Origin of the sequence: Photobacterium damselae, assembly GCF_003026815.1 — a bacterium.
In the GTDB taxonomy this organism is placed as follows: Bacteria; Pseudomonadota; Gammaproteobacteria; order Enterobacterales; family Vibrionaceae; genus Photobacterium; species Photobacterium damselae.
Genome location: NZ_PYOG01000001.1, coordinates 474,894 through 490,873 on the forward strand (window position 1 = coordinate 474,894; position 15,980 = coordinate 490,873).

Sequence of the window (15,980 nt, forward strand, 5' to 3'; positions counted from 1 at the left end):
TTATGCTTTACGAATTTGAACTGGGCACTTCTTGAAGTCCGTCTGCTTAGAGAGCGGATCGGTCGCATCAAGAATCAACTTGTTCACTAAAATTCGAGCATCAAAGAATGGAATGAAGACCAATCCAACGGGAGGACGGTTACGACCACGAGTTTCTACTCGACAATTAATCTCACCACGACGAGAAGCAACAATCACTTCATCACCACGACGTAAACCACGATTTTTTGCATCATCTGGATGAATAAAGCAAAACGCATCAGGCACTGCTTTATACAATTCAGGAACTCGACGAGTCATTGTTCCTGTATGCCAATGTTCAAGTACTCGGCCTGTACACAACCACATATCGTACTCTTTATCTGGTGTTTCAGGTGCTGATTCAAATGGCGCAAAAATGATATTGGCTTTACCATCTGGCTTACCATAGAAGTAAAACTCACTACCTTCTGGTACATAAGGATCCGAACCTTCAGCAAAACGCCACTTAGTCTCTTTACCATTGACAACAGGCCAACGTAAGCCTCGAACATGATGATAAGTATCATATGGAGCTAAATCGTGACCATGTCCACGACCGAATGATGCATACTCTTCAAATAAGCCTTTTTGTACATAGAAACCTTGGGCTTGAGCGTCATCATTAAGCTCTTGAGCTTCAGTAAGTGGGAACTTGTCCACTTGACCATTTTTAAATAAGACGTCATACATAGTCTTACCACGGTATTCAGGCATTTGAGCGATAAGATCATCACCCCATACTTCTTCAACTTTAAAGCGCTTAGAAAATTCCATGATCTGCCATAGATCGGATTTAGCTTCTGCTGGCGCTTTAACTTGCTGATACCAAACCTGAGTACGACGTTCTGCGTTACCGTATGCGCCTTCTTTCTCAACCCACATCGCAGTTGGCAAAATAAGGTCTGCCGCTTGTGCCGTTACCGTTGGATACGGATCTGAACAGACAATAAAGTTATCAGGGTTGCGGTAACCTGGTAGACGTTCTTCATTGATATTTGGACCCGCCTGCATATTGTTATTACACATTACCCAGTATGCGTTCAGCTTGCCATCTTTTAGCATGCGATCTTGCAATACAGCATGGTAACCAGGTTTTGGTGGGATAGTACCTTCTGGTAATTTCCAAATTTTCTCAGCAATCGCGCGATGCTTTGGATTTGCTACCACCATATCAGCAGGTAAGCGGTGGGCAAATGTTCCCACTTCACGAGCAGTACCACATGCAGACGGCTGACCTGTTAATGAGAATGGGCTATTACCTGGTTGAGCAATTTTACCCGTTAATAGGTGAAGGTTATAAATCAGGCTCTGCATCCAAACGCCACGAGTATGCTGGTTAACCCCCATGGTCCAAAGTGACATCACTTTCGTTTTTGGAGCTGCATACATTTTTGCCATCGTCAGGAGCTTTTCAGGCTCAACACCCGACATTTCCGACGCTTTCTCCAATGTGTACTCAGCAACAGAGGCTTTATACTCATCAAACGTCATGGCAAACATTTCACCCGAGTTTGGATTTTTAGCTTTTTTCTGTAGTGGATTATCATCACGTAAACCGTAACCGATATCCGTTTGTGCGCGCTTAAAGTGGGTATGCTTATTAACAAAGTCCCAATTTACTGCATCATTTTGAATAATGTAATTAGCAATGTAGTTAGCAATTGCAAGGTCGGTTTGCGGCTCGAAGATCATGCCATTATCTGCTAACTCAAATGAGCGATGATAATACGTAGACAGCACATTGACCTTAACATGTGGATTACTCAAACGGCGATCGGTAATGCGAGTCCATAGAACAGGGTGCATTTCAGCCATGTTTGAACCCCAAAGCACAAAGGCGTCAGCATGTTCAAAGTCGTCGTAACACCCCATAGGTTCATCGATACCAAAGGTACGCATAAAGCCAACAACCGCTGATGCCATACAGTGACGAGCATTAGGGTCGATGTTGTTAGAGCGGAAACCTGCTTTCATCATTTTAGATGCAGCATAACCTTCCATTACCGTCCATTGGCCCGAACCAAACATACCAACACCTGATGGGCCTTGTTTTTGTAGTGCTTGCTTCCACTTCTCAGCCATTACATCAAATGCGTGATCCCAAGAAACTGCTGTAAACTCACCTTCTTTGTCGTATTGACCATTTTTCATACGTAGCATCGGCGTTTGTAAGCGATCGTTGCCATACATGATTTTTGATAAGAAGTAGCCTTTAATACAGTTTAAGCCTTTGTTCACTGGCGCTTCAGGGTCGCCTTGAGTTGCTACAACACGGCCATTTTGGGTGCCAACAAGAACAGAACAACCTGTACCACAAAAACGACAAGGCGCTTTATCCCATTTAATTTTGGTTTCATCTGAACTTACGATTAAGTTCGTTGCAGATGTTGGCAGAGAGATCCCCGCCACAGCAGCTGCGGAAGCTGCAGCATTCGCTTTCACAAATGCTCGTCTTGTCATCTTCATGCGTTGTCCTCAGATTGCGTCTCAAAGTGCTCAATTTGGTGATACACCAAAAACGTTGCTAACACGTGGTCTAAATTATTAATTTTATCTATTGTGTCAGTCACATAGCCTTGATTCTCTGTTTCAAGGACTACCACGACCTTTCCTTCTACACTGTCGCCATATATTTCAGTATTTGGCAGCTGTAAGATTTGCTCTTTAACTTGTGGCAAATATTCTGGATTAACATGCACGACTAAACTGGAAATATGAACTTCTTGTACAGCCATGCTTACTCCTTCGATTGATGGGCTGTTAATGTAATGGCACTAACGGGACAAGTTGATAAACACGCCCCACACCCAGTACATTTATCAGTATCAAGTTGAGGAACCGCACAGCTCCCAACTTGAAGTTGAAATGAAATCGCCTGAGTCTCACACATATCACCACAGCTTCTGCATTCAACATTCTGGAGAGCGATACAATTGTTCTGAATGTCAATTCTGTTATGCCATGGTGATTGTTTCTGCTCTAAAAAAAGCGATTCGGGGCAAGCATCAGCACATTGATAACAAAATGTGCATTCTCCTTCTCCCTGCTGAAAATTCACTTCGGGGAACCCTCCATCCCCGACTGCGATAATCTGTGTTTCACAAGCTGTTATGCATTTTTTACAGCGTGTACAGCGATCAACAAATTCAGCTTCAGCAATACTCCACGGAAGCCTTGCCCACTCTCTAGCTTGCCGCCGTGAAAATAAATTTCGTCTTGATTTATCAAACATCACTCAATATTTTTATGAATAGATATGAACAAATGGTAGTAGGCTTCCTCAGAGAATCACAAAAAAATCCTCAAAAACGTCACAGCACCATTCATAAAACTTCATTTTTTGTTATGAGTAGTCTAATTATTGAAATAAATGCTTAAATACCCCCTAAGAGGTAATTACGGGGTAGAATTGCGATAGATCAACAAATCTTAAGGGGAAAGCGCTCAATATTTGCGCCCCTCACCCTTTTGTTGCAGCGAAATAAAGATAGGACTGAAATAACGTGCCGAGCCGACCATTTAAGCCAGTGACCACCACAATAGCGAGAGCCATGCTCTGTATTTTGCTGCTTTCGGTGATCACAACCAGCTTTGCCTTATTAACGTTGGCTTCTAGCTTAAACGATGCTGAAGCTGTAAACGTGTCAGGTTCGCTTAGAATGCAAAGCTATCGTTTGGCTTATGACATTCAAACACATTCGGAACAATTGCCTCATCATATAGCTAAATTTGAACACTCATTATTTGCAGAACCGATGGCTGAACTCGACTCTCTAATAGTGCCAAGGCGGATCAAATTGCATTACTATAGCTTGATCGATAGATGGCATGAACTCAAACCAGATTCCTTAGCAAAACAGCAGAAGTACCTGACAAATGTTGCTGACTTTGTAACTCGTATTGATAAGTTTGTGTTTGAACTACAAGAATTTTCTATCACAAAACTGCGTATGCTTGCGGTATTAGGAGGGATGGGATTAACCCTGATTCTTTGTGTCGCCCTTTTTGTGATTCATTTTACTCAGCGCCAAGTTGTTACCCCGCTGAATCGCCTTGTTAGTGCCAGTAAACGAATTAAACAAGGTGAATTTGATCTTCATTTAGCGATAACCAATAACAACGAATTAGGCCTTCTTACCAATACTTTTAATACAATGGCATCTGAACTGGGTAAGCTTTATCACGGGTTAGAGCAAAAAGTGAATGAGAAAACTCATCGATTACGGCATGCTAATGATTCATTACAAATTCTATATCAATGTTCTCAAGAGCTTTCTGTAAGCAGACTCAGCGAAGAAAATTTTCATACCATGCTCAATACGTTAGTAGCATTAGAAGGCCTAACCGCAGTAAAGCTCAGTATTAGTGAGAGTAATGGACATCAATATGAGATCGAATCCGGTGTTGTCGATATTCATTGCTCTTGGCACTATCAGGATTTGGCTATTGATGGCGAAGTATTAGGACAATTATGGTGGCAATATTCACTGCCATGCCCCGATCAAGCTCTAATCGATAATATTGCGCGAATTCTTGCTCGTGGTATTTACTATAACCGAGCTCAAAAACAGACCGAGCAGCTGCTGATCATGGAAGAGCGAGCGACCATAGCTAGAGAACTTCATGACTCTTTAGCGCAATCGCTCTCTTATCTAAAAATACAGTTAACATTGCTTAAGAGGCAGATAAATAAAGATAATTCTCAGCAAGCAAAGGAAATTTTAGCGGATATTGAACAGGGGTTGTCAGGAGCATATACTCAGCTTAGAGAGCTATTGAGCACATTCCGGTTAACCGTTGCAGAAGCGGATTTTGCTCAAGCTTTAACCACTATGGTTGAACCATTAGAAGAGCAAACCAATGCCGTGATTGTGGTCGATAATCAACTCTCATCACTGCATTTGCAAGCCCATCATCAAATTCATCTTTTACAGGTCATACGAGAAGCACTACTTAATGCTATCAAACATGCCAATGCGGATGAGATCTTAATTCGATGTTTACAACAAGGCGACAAAATTGCCATTTCAATTAAAGATGATGGTGATGGTTTTGATCCTAGAAATCCAAAGCTTAACCACTACGGTTTAGCCATTATGAATGAGCGGGCAGCTCGGTTACATGGGCAGTTAGAGATCCATACTCAACCGCAAAAAGGCTGTGAAATTGAGCTAACATTTTTATTACCAAAGGAAGACCAAAATGAGTAATTGGCAAATTATCATTGTGGATGATCACCCACTTATGCGTAGAGGTATCAATCAGTTACTTAGTTTTGAGCCTGAGTTCAATGTGATCGGAGAAGCCAGTAATGGGGTAGATGCGGTTGCTTTAGCATTGGAGACCAATCCAGATCTGATTCTACTCGATCTTAATATGAAAGGGATGTCAGGTTTAGATACCCTAACCGCAATGCGTAATGAAGGGATCAGCTCCACTATTGTTGTCTTAACCGTTTCAGACAGTAGAGCTGATATTAAAGCCCTTGTTGCCGCAGGAGCTGATGGCTATTTACTAAAAGATACCGAACCCGATGAATTGATCGCTCTTCTTCATCAAGCTCTTGCAGGAGGAGAAGCATACAGTTCTATTGTAAAAGAGTATTTAAGTGATGACTTAGCACAAGACTCGCTACTGAGCACACTAACCGATCGTGAACTGCAAATTTTACAAGAAGTGGCGAAAGGTCATCGCAATAAGCAAATTGCCGACACGCTGTTTATCTCAGAATCAACCGTGAAAGTTCATATGAAAAGCTTGCTGAAAAAACTGCAAGTGAAATCAAGAACCGCAGCCACTGTTTTGTATCTAGAATCATTAGGTCAGTAACGATAAAACACAAAAAAACCGCTGTCATTCCTAGTATTGGCAGCGGTTTGCTCTTATTGAGATTGGTCTAATCTCACTGCATCAATTCAAGGCTATAATCAGATCCTTTTCGCGACTTTCGACCCAAGAAACATCAAATGGTCCCCAATCACTCAACTTATAATAACCATCATTATGTCGACGACCATCTTGAATGAATGTGAGCTCGATTCCTAAACCAGGTAGCGCTTTCAGTACATCTTGAATGGTACGACGCGGCCAACCCGTTTGTTCAATTAAACGAGGAACATTAGGGCGTTCCAAATGCTCGACCAATAGCGCTAAATATAAACGACGCGCAAAAACAGGATTCAATTCCATTGAGACCTCCATACTATACTGAGGTCTATTATTCTCTGTTCCACGCAAATCATGTTGCGTTTGATCAATTAGGCACACGGTTTAATAACGACCACAGTTTAATTTCTCGATCCTGACCTCATTTTTTATTTCAAATAAATTTGAATGCGTTAACTTTTGTAATTTTCTTACTTAAAACTCGCTGGCACAGAATCGAAACTAGACAGAGTCCTACTAACGCAGGTAGAGTTTCTCAATTAACTCAAATAAAGATCTCAATGGCTTACAAGGTAACTCATTTGCATTGAATTCATACCTTCCATTAGAGTAGAACAATACAGAGGAAGACTCAGCATGACAGAACCAACTATCGCTTACGGCATTAAAAACTGCGATACCATCAAAAAAATGAAGAAATGGTTAGACGCCGAGAATATCCCTTATACATTCCACGATTATCGTGTTGATGGTATCAATAAAGAGATGTTGGAGACTTTTATTGCCGCATTAGGCTGGGAGAGCTTAATCAATAAACGTGGAACCACTTATCGTCAATTGACTGATGAGCAAAAAGCAGGGCTAGACCAAGCCTCTGCGATTGAGATTATGTTAGATAATCCAGCCATCATTAAGCGTCCGGTATTACTTCATAATCACGCTTATCATTTAGGCTTTAAACCCGAACAATACCAAGCTATTTTTACTCAACAATAAGGATTCAAGGATGTCAGATAGTCCTGTTATTTCGCTGGCTAAGGATTTGCTCAGCCGCCGCTCCGTCACTCCTGAAGATGCTGGCTGCCAAGATGTAATGATAGAGCGTTTACGCCAACTTGGTTTTTGTATTGAAACCATGGTATTTAACGATACTACTAACTTATGGGCTCGCCGAGGCACTCAAGCTCCCCTGTTTGTTTTTGCTGGCCATACCGATGTAGTCCCATCTGGCCCAATAGAGCAATGGCATACTCCTCCTTTTGAGCCCACGATTAAAGATGGCATGCTATATGGGCGAGGAGCTGCCGATATGAAAGGTTCCTTAGCCTGCATGATTGTCGCTATTGAACGTTTTATTGCAGAAAACCCTGATCATCAAGGATCTATCGGTCTTCTTATCACCTCAGATGAAGAAGGGCCATTTATTAACGGGACAACACGTGTGGTTGATACGCTCGAAGCACGTAATGAAAAAATTGATCTCTGCATTGTGGGCGAACCATCTTCAACGCTTGTTGTGGGTGATGTGGTCAAAAATGGACGTCGTGGATCCATTACAGGCGATCTAACTGTAAAAGGGATCCAAGGCCATGTTGCCTACCCTCACCTTGCAGATAATCCCGTTCATCGAGCTCTGCCTGCACTGGCTGAGTTAGCGGCAAAAACATGGGATAACGGCAATGACTATTTTCCGCCGACCAGCTTTCAGATCCCCAATATCAACGCAGGTACAGGAGCATCAAATGTCGTTCCTGGAGAGTGTCAGGTTCAATTTAACTTCCGTTTTAGTACCGAATTAACCGATGAAGCGATCAAAGCTCAAGTTCATGAGATTTTAGATCAACATCAGCTCGACTATCACTTAAACTGGACACTCAGCGGTCATCCATTCTTAACCGAAAAAGGAACACTCGTTGATGCTGTGGTGGCCGCGATTGAAGAAGTCGCTCATATCACCCCCGAGCTTTCAACCAGTGGTGGCACTTCAGATGGTCGATTTATCGCACGTACAGGAGCTCAAGTGATCGAACTGGGGCCAGTTAATGCGACAATTCATAAAGTTAACGAATGTGTCAAAATAGAAGACCTTGAACTGCTTACTGACATGTATCAAAAAGTGCTTGAAAAAACATTAGCTTAGTCTGAATTATTCTCGCGAAAATAAAGGCTTATTGCTATGCTGATAAACAAATGATGAAGCTAACTAGATAGAGGTGCAAATGGAGTGGCTCTTTAATCCGTGGGTAATATCGTTAATTATCGTAGCAGTGATTGCCAGCAATATTGCGGCTCTTAAATACACCGCACATATGAAGTTTGGTCAGAAAGAGAAAATTGACTATCTCCGAGAAAAACAGCAGCGTGAAGCCGCATTAAAAGCAGAGCAAGAAAAAGAACGCGCGAATTCAGAACAAGATCCAAAATAAAAAAACGGCTGAAGCATCACACTTCAGCCGTTTTTCAATGGAGACAGATTAAGCTCGACTTAAATAGTCCGCAACGCCTACCCATTTATAACTGGTTAACTCTTCTAAGCCCATTGGCCCGCGAGCGTGCAACTTCTGAGTAGATACCGCAACTTCAGCACCTAAGCCAAATTGTGCACCATCAGTAAAACGAGTTGATGCATTGACATATACCGCTGCAGAGCCTGCCGCATTAACGAAACGCTCAGCAGCCATCAAATCATTTGTTAGAATCGAATCTGAGTGGCTCGCATTATGTTCGCGCATATGAAGAATAGCTTCATTAACATCAGCTACCACCTTGATACCAAGTGTATAGCTGAGCCATTCAGTATCAAAATCGCCGTCTTGAGCCAAGCGTAGTGATGAGGCTTTACCTTCCAATAGTGCAAATGCCGCTTCATCGGCAACTAAGGTCACTTTGCCAGCATTCATACGCTCAACCAAACGAGGTAAGAAAGCTTCCGCAATTTTCTCATGTACAAGTAGTGTATCCAATGCATTACATGCAGACGGACGTTGCACTTTAGCATTTTCAACCACATCCAGTGAGCGAGTAAGATCTGCACTGGCATCAACAAACATATGGCTAATACCAAATCCACCAATAATCACAGGAATGGTACTGTTTTCCTTACACATTTTATGTAAGCCTGCACCACCGCGAGGAATAATCATATCGACGTATTGATCTAAGCGCAGTAACTGAGACACATATTCACGGTCAGGTTGTTCAATATATTGAACCGAAGCCGCTGGAAGTCCTGCTTTATCTAATGCAGATTGAATGACTTTAACCAGTTCCATATTCGAATGGAATGTTTCACGACCACCACGCAAAATACTGGCATTACCTGTTTTTAGACATAAGGCCGCAATATCGATGGTTACATTTGGTCGCGCCTCATAAATAACACCAATAACGCCAAGTGGTACACGACGACGGCTCAAACGCATACCATTTTCCAGTACTCGGCAATCAATTTCAGAGCCAACGGGATCGTTTAGTTTAATGACATTACGAACATCATTAGCAATACCGACCAAACGATCTTTCGTGAGTAAAAGACGATCGATAAGTGCATCGCTCATGCCTGATTCACGCGCAGCTGCAATGTCTTTTTCATTTGCAGCTAAAATGGTTGCTTCTTGTACTTCCAATTCGTCTGCAATAATCGCTAGTGCTTGATTTTTCTGTGCTGTGGCAACGGTTGCCAGTTCAAAAGCCGCTTTTTGTGCAGCTTGACCCATTAATTCTAAATTCACGTCCAACTTCCCCTGCTGTATTCTTGTTATCTCTTCTGCCATTGTCGGTTATTCACCACAGAAAAGATATGCAATATATTGATTAATTATGCTTAGATCACAACCAAATCATCACGATGAATCGCAACATGACCATATTCATAACCAAGAATTTGATGGATATCATGACTGTGTTTTCCGGCAATTTTTAACATGTCAGTGCTGGAATAACGACTGATACCACGAGCCAGTAATACGCCATCTTTATTGAAGATACGGACAACTTCACCTCGTTCAAACTCACCTTTAACGCCAGTGATCCCTTTTGGTAATAGGCTACTACCACGTTCTTGAACAGCAACAACCGCACCATCGTCAATCATGATGTCACCCGCTGGAGGAGGACCTGCTAAAATCCAGCGTTTACGACTCTCAAGTGGACACTCAAGAGGTAAGAAACGAGTACCAACGGATTCGCCACGAGCTAAATCAATGATTACATCAGGTCGGCTTCCCGCTGCAATAACCACTTCAATACCCGCACGACGAGCAACATCTGCCGCTTGAAGTTTTGTAGCCATACCACCAGTACCAAGGCCACCGACACTGCCACCGGCAATGTTACGTAGTGTCTCATCAATAGTATGAACTTCACGAATAAGCTCAGCATCAGGGTTACTGCGAGGGTCTGCCGTAAATAAGCCAGGTTGATCGGTCAACAATAAGAGTTTATCAGCACCGGCTAAAATACCGACTAATGCAGATAAGTTATCATTATCACCAACTTTAATTTCAGTCGTTGCTACTGCGTCATTTTCATTTACAACAGGGATAATGCCATTATCAAGAAGCGCAACTAACATATCGCGCGCATTTAAAAAACGCTCACGATCGTTTAAATCAGCACGAGTTAACAACATTTGACCAATATTAAAACCGTAAATGCCAAATAAGCTCTGCCACTCTTGGATCAAACAACTTTGACCAACAGCTGCTAGTAACTGCTTACTTGCCATGGTTTTGGGCAGTTCGGGGTAACCTAAATGTTCACGGCCTGCTGCAATTGCACCTGAAGTTACCACAATAACTTTGTGACCTTCGTGACGAAGCATTGCACATTGACGCACTAGCTCAACCATGTGGGCACGGTTTAGCTTTAGAGTACCACCAGTTAGAACACTGGTACCTAGCTTAACAACTACGGTGTGCTTAACATCGGCACCGTTTTTTGTATTCGCTGTAAGTGTTTTAGATTCTGCCATCGGTTTTAAAAATAGGATGAATAATAAGAGTACCTTCCTTTTATCAATACCACGCAAAAAGCACAAGAAAAAAGCGAATTGAATAGCATGAATTCATACTTAAAACAGCTGTTGATGGTTTTTAGAACAAAAAAGTGCCCATCTCATCTATTTAGATAGAAAAAATGGACACTCTCTATTGGAAAAATATTTTATCGTAGCGAAAAAAAGAAGTGATTTTAGCGCTCTAATTGAGGCTCAGATAAGTCTTCGCTTGGTATTAACTCTAATTCGCTTTCATCAATCACAAACTGACATAGCTTCGGATAGAAATCGTTTAATGTATCCATAACCGCATCTTTGTGTTTTGCTGGTAACTTATCTTCACTCCAGTCACCATTAACATCATAGCGGCCAAAAAAATAGCGATAACTAAAACCACGCTCAGTTGGTGTTAATTCCATCCACCAGCCCCAAAACTCTCGCTTCTCAGGGTCTTTATTGGCATTAATACAACTGGCTAAACAGTCAAAGAAAAACAGCTCTGTACTGGTCTGTTCTTGACGTAAATATGGACCGATAGCGGTTAATTTTGTGACTAATCGGCCATAAGGGGGAAATGTTGCTGTTGTCATAGTCTACCCATCCATAGTTTGATTATGCAGCTAATCACCCATTAGCTAACTATCTAATAATTATGGACAAGTCTCTTGGGATAAACAAAAGTAAAACCAGTATAAAGTAAAAAAAAGCGCTAACCATCACAAGTTAACGCTTTAAATTTCAGCAAGTTGCTATTAATCTGCTAATACTTTTTCGTTTAACCACTCAACCACCATAGTCATGGCCCGATGATAACCATCATGAAGCGGCTTCTCTGGTAAGGTCACCGCTTTACCACGATAACTCGACATCGCAATCAGCTGATTATCCGATTCAGGACAAACAGGGTCATTTTTTAAACTCAAACCAAGCATAGGAATACCTACTGGGCGTCGACCAACAATACCTTGATTTTTTAATGACCAAGCAGGTAAATGAGATAATAACGCGGTTTTTGATACCCCATTTTTGCCCAAACGAGATGCTAAAACATCCAAATACATACGTGGAATTTGATCAAGCATCTTAGGTTGAGTAAAGAAGCTATGAATAATACCGCCTAAACTGATACAGGTTTTCAATCGAGCTGACTCAAGAAATCCCAATCGAATAGCTGCATTACCACCAAAGCGTAGACCTAACATCGCCACTTTATGATGATCTACCCAAGGGACATCACGCAGTTGCTGTAGTAAGGCTTGGTGCAATCGGCTGGTATCTTCAGTCAAACTCCAACGGGCACTGTAACCCACCGATGGCATATCAAGAGTGACCATAGCAAAACCAGCAGGACCTAAATAATCCGTGTATAAACGCCATAGATCGCACTGCATAGTATCTAAGCCACCGCTCACAATAACGGTCGGAAGCAGCTTATCGGTCCGAGGAAGATGAATAAACGCTTGGAACGTTTTACCCTCATATTTTACATCTATTGTGCGCATATCATGAGGACGTAACTCAATCGCTTCTTTATAACTTTGATTGGCGTGTAATTCTGCTTGAGCCGCTAATTCGTCCCCTTTGATATGAGGATAAGCTGCAATGCTGTAATGGATACTGGATTTAAACATCAGTTCAGCAGCAGTTTCTTGATTACCTTGTGATGCTTGGTAACGAGCTTGCTTATGATAGCGCCCTGCTATTTGCGACCACTCATAGTTCCAGTTACCAGGGCGATAACCAATCACGGTATCAAGAAGTGCATCATCGGTACGAGGAGCTTCTGTTGAAGTGATACGAGCCAAGACTTCTTCAAGCACAATGGGATCAACCCCTTGCCAGATCCATTGCGGACGACGCAAAACTCGATACCATCCCGTTTCACTATCGCCATCAATTGCGTTATGCACCGCTGTATCACTATGAGCAATTTTCACTAAATTTGAGGTTTCTTTAATATTAGCTCTTGGTGCAAATAGTTTTTCAGACAGATTGGTCTTTGAAGATTCAGCCATAATAACTTCCCTAGCCGTTCAAGGGCATCACACTGCAACTTAGTTACAGTCGCCAAGAAAAAAGTATCTCAATGTAATACAGACAAACAGTAACGTACTGTTTCATTAGTTATTACATAGATAATTTGAATTGCAGATACTATAACAAGGCTAGTATGGGTTTGCTGTTAAATCATAAAAAAAGACGCTCAAAATAGAGCGCCTTTTAGTCAATCTTAGTTTACTGGATTTAGTAAACTACTTCTTATCGATGATCTTAACGTTTAGCGATAGGATCAACAAATGTTACGGCCATATCCCAAGGCTGTTCAATCCAAGTATCTTGAGGAATATCAACAACAAAATCATCTACAAGGTGCTTACCTGCAGGCTTTGCACATACAGTCACAAACTTACCACGAGGGTACATTTCGCGGATTTTCTCAGCAGTACCGCCTGTATCAACCAAGTCATCAATGATAATGAAACCTTCACCATCACCATCAGCTTGCTTAAGAACACGCATATCACGTTGGTGATCGTGGTCGTAGCTAGAAATACACACGGTATCGACATGACGAAGGCCTAACTCACGAGCCAAAATCGCTGCAGGTACTAAACCGCCACGGCTTACTGCAATAATACCTTTCCACTGATCGGCAGGTAGCAATTTCTCTGCTAACTGGCGAGTGTACATCTGCATGTTATCCCAAGTGATGACGAACTTCTGAGTCATAATCCAAAGAACCTCTGTTCTGATAAAACTGTAAAAATATAGAGGCTAAATAGAAACTATCTAGCCAAACTGAAACTTATAGAAAAATGATTTTAGCTAAGAACAGACCTGCAATGACCCAAACACTGACATTGATATCACGCCCTTTCCCGCTCATCACTTTTACTGCTGCGTAAGTAATAAAACCAAGACCAATCCCTTCTGCAATTGAGTAGGTTAAAGGCATTAATAAACACACTACAACAACAGGTGCTGCCTCGGTAAGATCACGCCAATCTACGCTCACCAACCCAGATATCATTAAAATTGCCACATAGAATAACGCACCAGCGGTTGCATAAGCAGGAACCATACCGGCAAGTGGCGCAAAAAATAAAGCTAACAGGAATAATACACCGACTGTGACAGCAGTAAGACCTGTACGTCCTCCAACTGCTACACCCGACACACTTTCAACAAAAGAGGTGGTATTGGATGTACCTAATAACGCACCAACCGATGTTGCTGTACTATCAGCTAATAATGCACGACTTAAACGTGGCAGTTTGCCATCTTTATCCATCAGATTTGCTTTTGTTGCTACACCAACTAATGTGCCTGCAGTATCAAACAAATCAACAAATAAGAAAGCAAATACAACTGAAATCAGGCCCACTTCCATTGCACCTGAAAAATCTAACTGCATAAAGGTTGGTGCAAGACTTGGTGGCATAGAAACAACACCGTTATACGTCACTTCACCAAAAATAATGCTAATGCCAGTAACAACCAAAATAGCGATTAATACTGCAGCTTTATAACCACGATGAACCAAAGCGATCGTTAAGAAAAAACCTAAAGCTGCCATAACAGCTGGGAAACTGGTTAGATCGCCTGCACTCACTAACGTTGCAGGATTATCAACAACGATACCCGAACTTTGAAGGGCAATAAAAGCAAGGAATAAACCTATACCTGCCGATATCCCGATCCGCAAAGAATGAGGGATGGCATTAATTATCCATTCACGAACTTTAAGCAAACTCAGGGCGATAAAACATAAGCCAGATAAGAAAACCGCAGCTAATGCAACTTGCCAAGTATAGCCCATACCAAGTACAACGCTGTAAGTGAAAAAGGCATTAAGACCCATACCTGGCGCTTGAGCCACCGGATAATTCGCAATAAAGCCCATCACAAAACAGCCAATCATGGCAGCAAGACAGGTCGCAACAAACACTGCGCCCTTATCCATACCGGTATTGGCCAGCATTGTTGGATTCACAAAAATAATATAAGCCATGGTGAGGAACGTTGTTACCCCAGCTAACACCTCAGTACGAACATTCGTACCGTTTTCCTTTAACTTAAACAGTTTTTCGAACATGCAACTCGGTTCCTTGGAGATTTATGCATAAAAGTAAAATAAAAATAGAAAACGTTTGCGCAGCCTATTTTTGGGGTGGGATTATAGTCGTAGAAGTGATGGATTTCCACTATTTACCCTGACAATTGCCAAAAAAGTAATAGATTAGAGTTCTATTTATACTCAACAGAAACTTAAAGATAAAAAGACCTTTAAAAGCAATAAGATAAATAAAATAAGTGTGATTGTTTTTTCAACAACTAAAAAATGAAGAATGCCATTCTTAAGCAAGTTTGCTTTTAAAAGCATAAAAAAACGCCACCCCAAACTGGAGTGGCGGCAGAATTGTTGCAAATAACCACATTTGGCTATTTAAGAATTCTTAATTTTAGGGGGGTGAACATAATGTTCGGTGTTGCTGTATCAGAAAATACAACAGCACAAATTCAATTATTTATAACCGAAAGAACTTGGGTAAGTGAAGTTACCAGTATAGATAGAACGGTTATTCCAAAAATGCGCAATAGAAGAAAATAGTTTCATTGTTATCACCTTAATCATAAGTAATCCAAAAACATGCGTCATGCATGGCTCAAGTCCTTGGAGCAATTTAGACCATCATTGGTCCCACTTAATCTCGGTTCCTTGGAGGCGATATTCTCGGGCTCATCCTGAGCGTTTAGTGTATTTACTTCGTTTTCTTTGAAGATGCTGAAATCATAACCATATAGTAATTTAATTACAAGCATTTTCTTTAAGTTCGTCACACTTTTTACAAAAAACACTTTATTCTGACATTATACGGTAATTTTATTACACCAATAACGAGCAGCTTTTATTCAACCAACCAATTATTCAAAGTCATTTCTTCTTTTTGCTCAATGCGCCAGTTAAAAAACAGTCAAGTTTCTACAAAATCGTATAGCGTTATGACAATCAGAGTGATGGAGAGCTCACATTCCCTTTCAAGCAAAGAATTTTTCACTATCACGGCCAAAGACA

General features: G+C 41.4%; 16 protein-coding genes. 5 read left to right on the top strand and 11 right to left on the bottom strand.

All coding sequences use genetic code 11. The features are described 5' to 3' along the window. The 3 genes from napA to napF are packed head-to-tail and all read right to left on the bottom strand — an operon-like array spanning position 1 to position 3,253. Positions 1-2,487 (bottom strand): periplasmic nitrate reductase subunit alpha, encoded by a 2,487-nt coding sequence (gene napA / locus CTN07_RS02190; RefSeq protein ID WP_036764270.1) that lies wholly within the window; start codon positions 2,485-2,487, stop codon positions 1-3. Continuing rightward, positions 2,484-2,756 (bottom strand): chaperone NapD, encoded by a 273-nt coding sequence (locus tag CTN07_RS02195; protein WP_036764272.1) that lies wholly within the window; start codon positions 2,754-2,756, stop codon positions 2,484-2,486. The genes napA and CTN07_RS02195 overlap by 4 nt, the downstream gene beginning before the upstream one ends. 2 nt (positions 2,757-2,758) lie before the next feature. Then, positions 2,759-3,253: a ferredoxin-type protein NapF gene (napF, locus tag CTN07_RS02200; protein ID WP_036764274.1), complete on the bottom strand. Its 495-nt coding sequence runs from the start codon at positions 3,251-3,253 to the stop codon at positions 2,759-2,761. Positions 3,254-3,524: 271 nt separating this feature from the next. Between napF and narQ the strand changes: the two genes are divergently transcribed. Next, entirely contained in the window at positions 3,525-5,231 is a 1,707-nt protein-coding gene (gene narQ, locus CTN07_RS02205) for a nitrate/nitrite two-component system sensor histidine kinase NarQ (RefSeq protein ID WP_005300584.1), read from the top strand. Beyond that, entirely contained in the window at positions 5,224-5,850 is a 627-nt protein-coding gene (locus CTN07_RS02210; RefSeq protein WP_005300586.1) for a response regulator, read from the top strand. The genes narQ and CTN07_RS02210 overlap by 8 nt, the downstream gene beginning before the upstream one ends. Before the next feature lie 81 nt (positions 5,851-5,931). On the opposite strand, the gene CTN07_RS02215 is transcribed toward CTN07_RS02210, so the two are convergent. Then, complete coding sequence (locus CTN07_RS02215) at positions 5,932-6,210, bottom strand: winged helix-turn-helix domain-containing protein (RefSeq protein WP_036764275.1); 279 nt, start codon at positions 6,208-6,210, stop codon at positions 5,932-5,934. Between the two features lie 333 nt (positions 6,211-6,543). Between CTN07_RS02215 and CTN07_RS02220 the strand changes: the two genes are divergently transcribed. The 3 genes from CTN07_RS02220 to CTN07_RS02230 all read left to right on the top strand — a co-directional run bounded on the left by CTN07_RS02220 (position 6,544) and on the right by CTN07_RS02230 (position 8,333). Next, on the top strand, positions 6,544-6,903 hold the full coding sequence (locus CTN07_RS02220; protein WP_036764276.1) for an ArsC family reductase: 360 nt from the start codon (positions 6,544-6,546) through the stop codon (positions 6,901-6,903). A gap of 10 nt (positions 6,904-6,913) precedes the next feature. Beyond that, the gene (gene dapE / locus CTN07_RS02225; RefSeq protein WP_005300588.1) at positions 6,914-8,047 is read left to right on the top strand and encodes a succinyl-diaminopimelate desuccinylase; all 1,134 of its coding nucleotides are present in this window, start codon (positions 6,914-6,916) and stop codon (positions 8,045-8,047) included. 79 nt (positions 8,048-8,126) lie between these two features. Continuing rightward, positions 8,127-8,333 carry a DUF2897 family protein gene (locus tag CTN07_RS02230; RefSeq protein WP_036764277.1) on the top strand — a complete coding sequence of 69 codons (207 nt, stop codon included), beginning with the start codon at positions 8,127-8,129 and terminating at the stop codon, positions 8,331-8,333. 48 nt (positions 8,334-8,381) lie between these two features. Here the strand turns inward: CTN07_RS02230 and CTN07_RS02235 are convergent, their stop codons facing one another. The 7 genes from CTN07_RS02235 to vcdP form a co-directional block, all read right to left on the bottom strand. Next, entirely contained in the window at positions 8,382-9,680 is a 1,299-nt protein-coding gene (locus CTN07_RS02235; RefSeq protein WP_080551734.1) for a glutamate-5-semialdehyde dehydrogenase, read from the bottom strand. 50 nt (positions 9,681-9,730) lie between these two features. After that, entirely contained in the window at positions 9,731-10,879 is a 1,149-nt protein-coding gene (proB, locus tag CTN07_RS02240) for a glutamate 5-kinase (protein WP_005300596.1), read from the bottom strand. A 218-nt stretch (positions 10,880-11,097) separates the two neighbouring features. Next, positions 11,098-11,493, bottom strand: coding sequence for a sigma factor-binding protein Crl (gene crl, locus CTN07_RS02245; RefSeq protein ID WP_036764279.1), 396 nt, complete (start codon positions 11,491-11,493; stop codon positions 11,098-11,100). Between the two features lie 162 nt (positions 11,494-11,655). Continuing rightward, complete coding sequence (gene frsA / locus CTN07_RS02250; protein ID WP_005300599.1) at positions 11,656-12,918, bottom strand: esterase FrsA; 1,263 nt, start codon at positions 12,916-12,918, stop codon at positions 11,656-11,658. 256 nt (positions 12,919-13,174) lie between these two features. Further along, a complete protein-coding gene (gene gpt, locus CTN07_RS02255; RefSeq protein ID WP_005300602.1) occupies positions 13,175-13,633 on the bottom strand; it encodes a xanthine phosphoribosyltransferase in 459 nt (152 codons plus the stop codon). Between the two features lie 76 nt (positions 13,634-13,709). Continuing rightward, positions 13,710-14,999 (bottom strand): NCS2 family permease, encoded by a 1,290-nt coding sequence (locus CTN07_RS02260; protein WP_005300605.1) that lies wholly within the window; start codon positions 14,997-14,999, stop codon positions 13,710-13,712. A 429-nt stretch (positions 15,000-15,428) separates the two neighbouring features. Further along, positions 15,429-15,521 (bottom strand): small protein VcdP, encoded by a 93-nt coding sequence (gene vcdP / locus CTN07_RS23435; RefSeq protein WP_480311178.1) that lies wholly within the window; start codon positions 15,519-15,521, stop codon positions 15,429-15,431. Positions 15,522-15,980 lie beyond the last annotated feature (459 nt).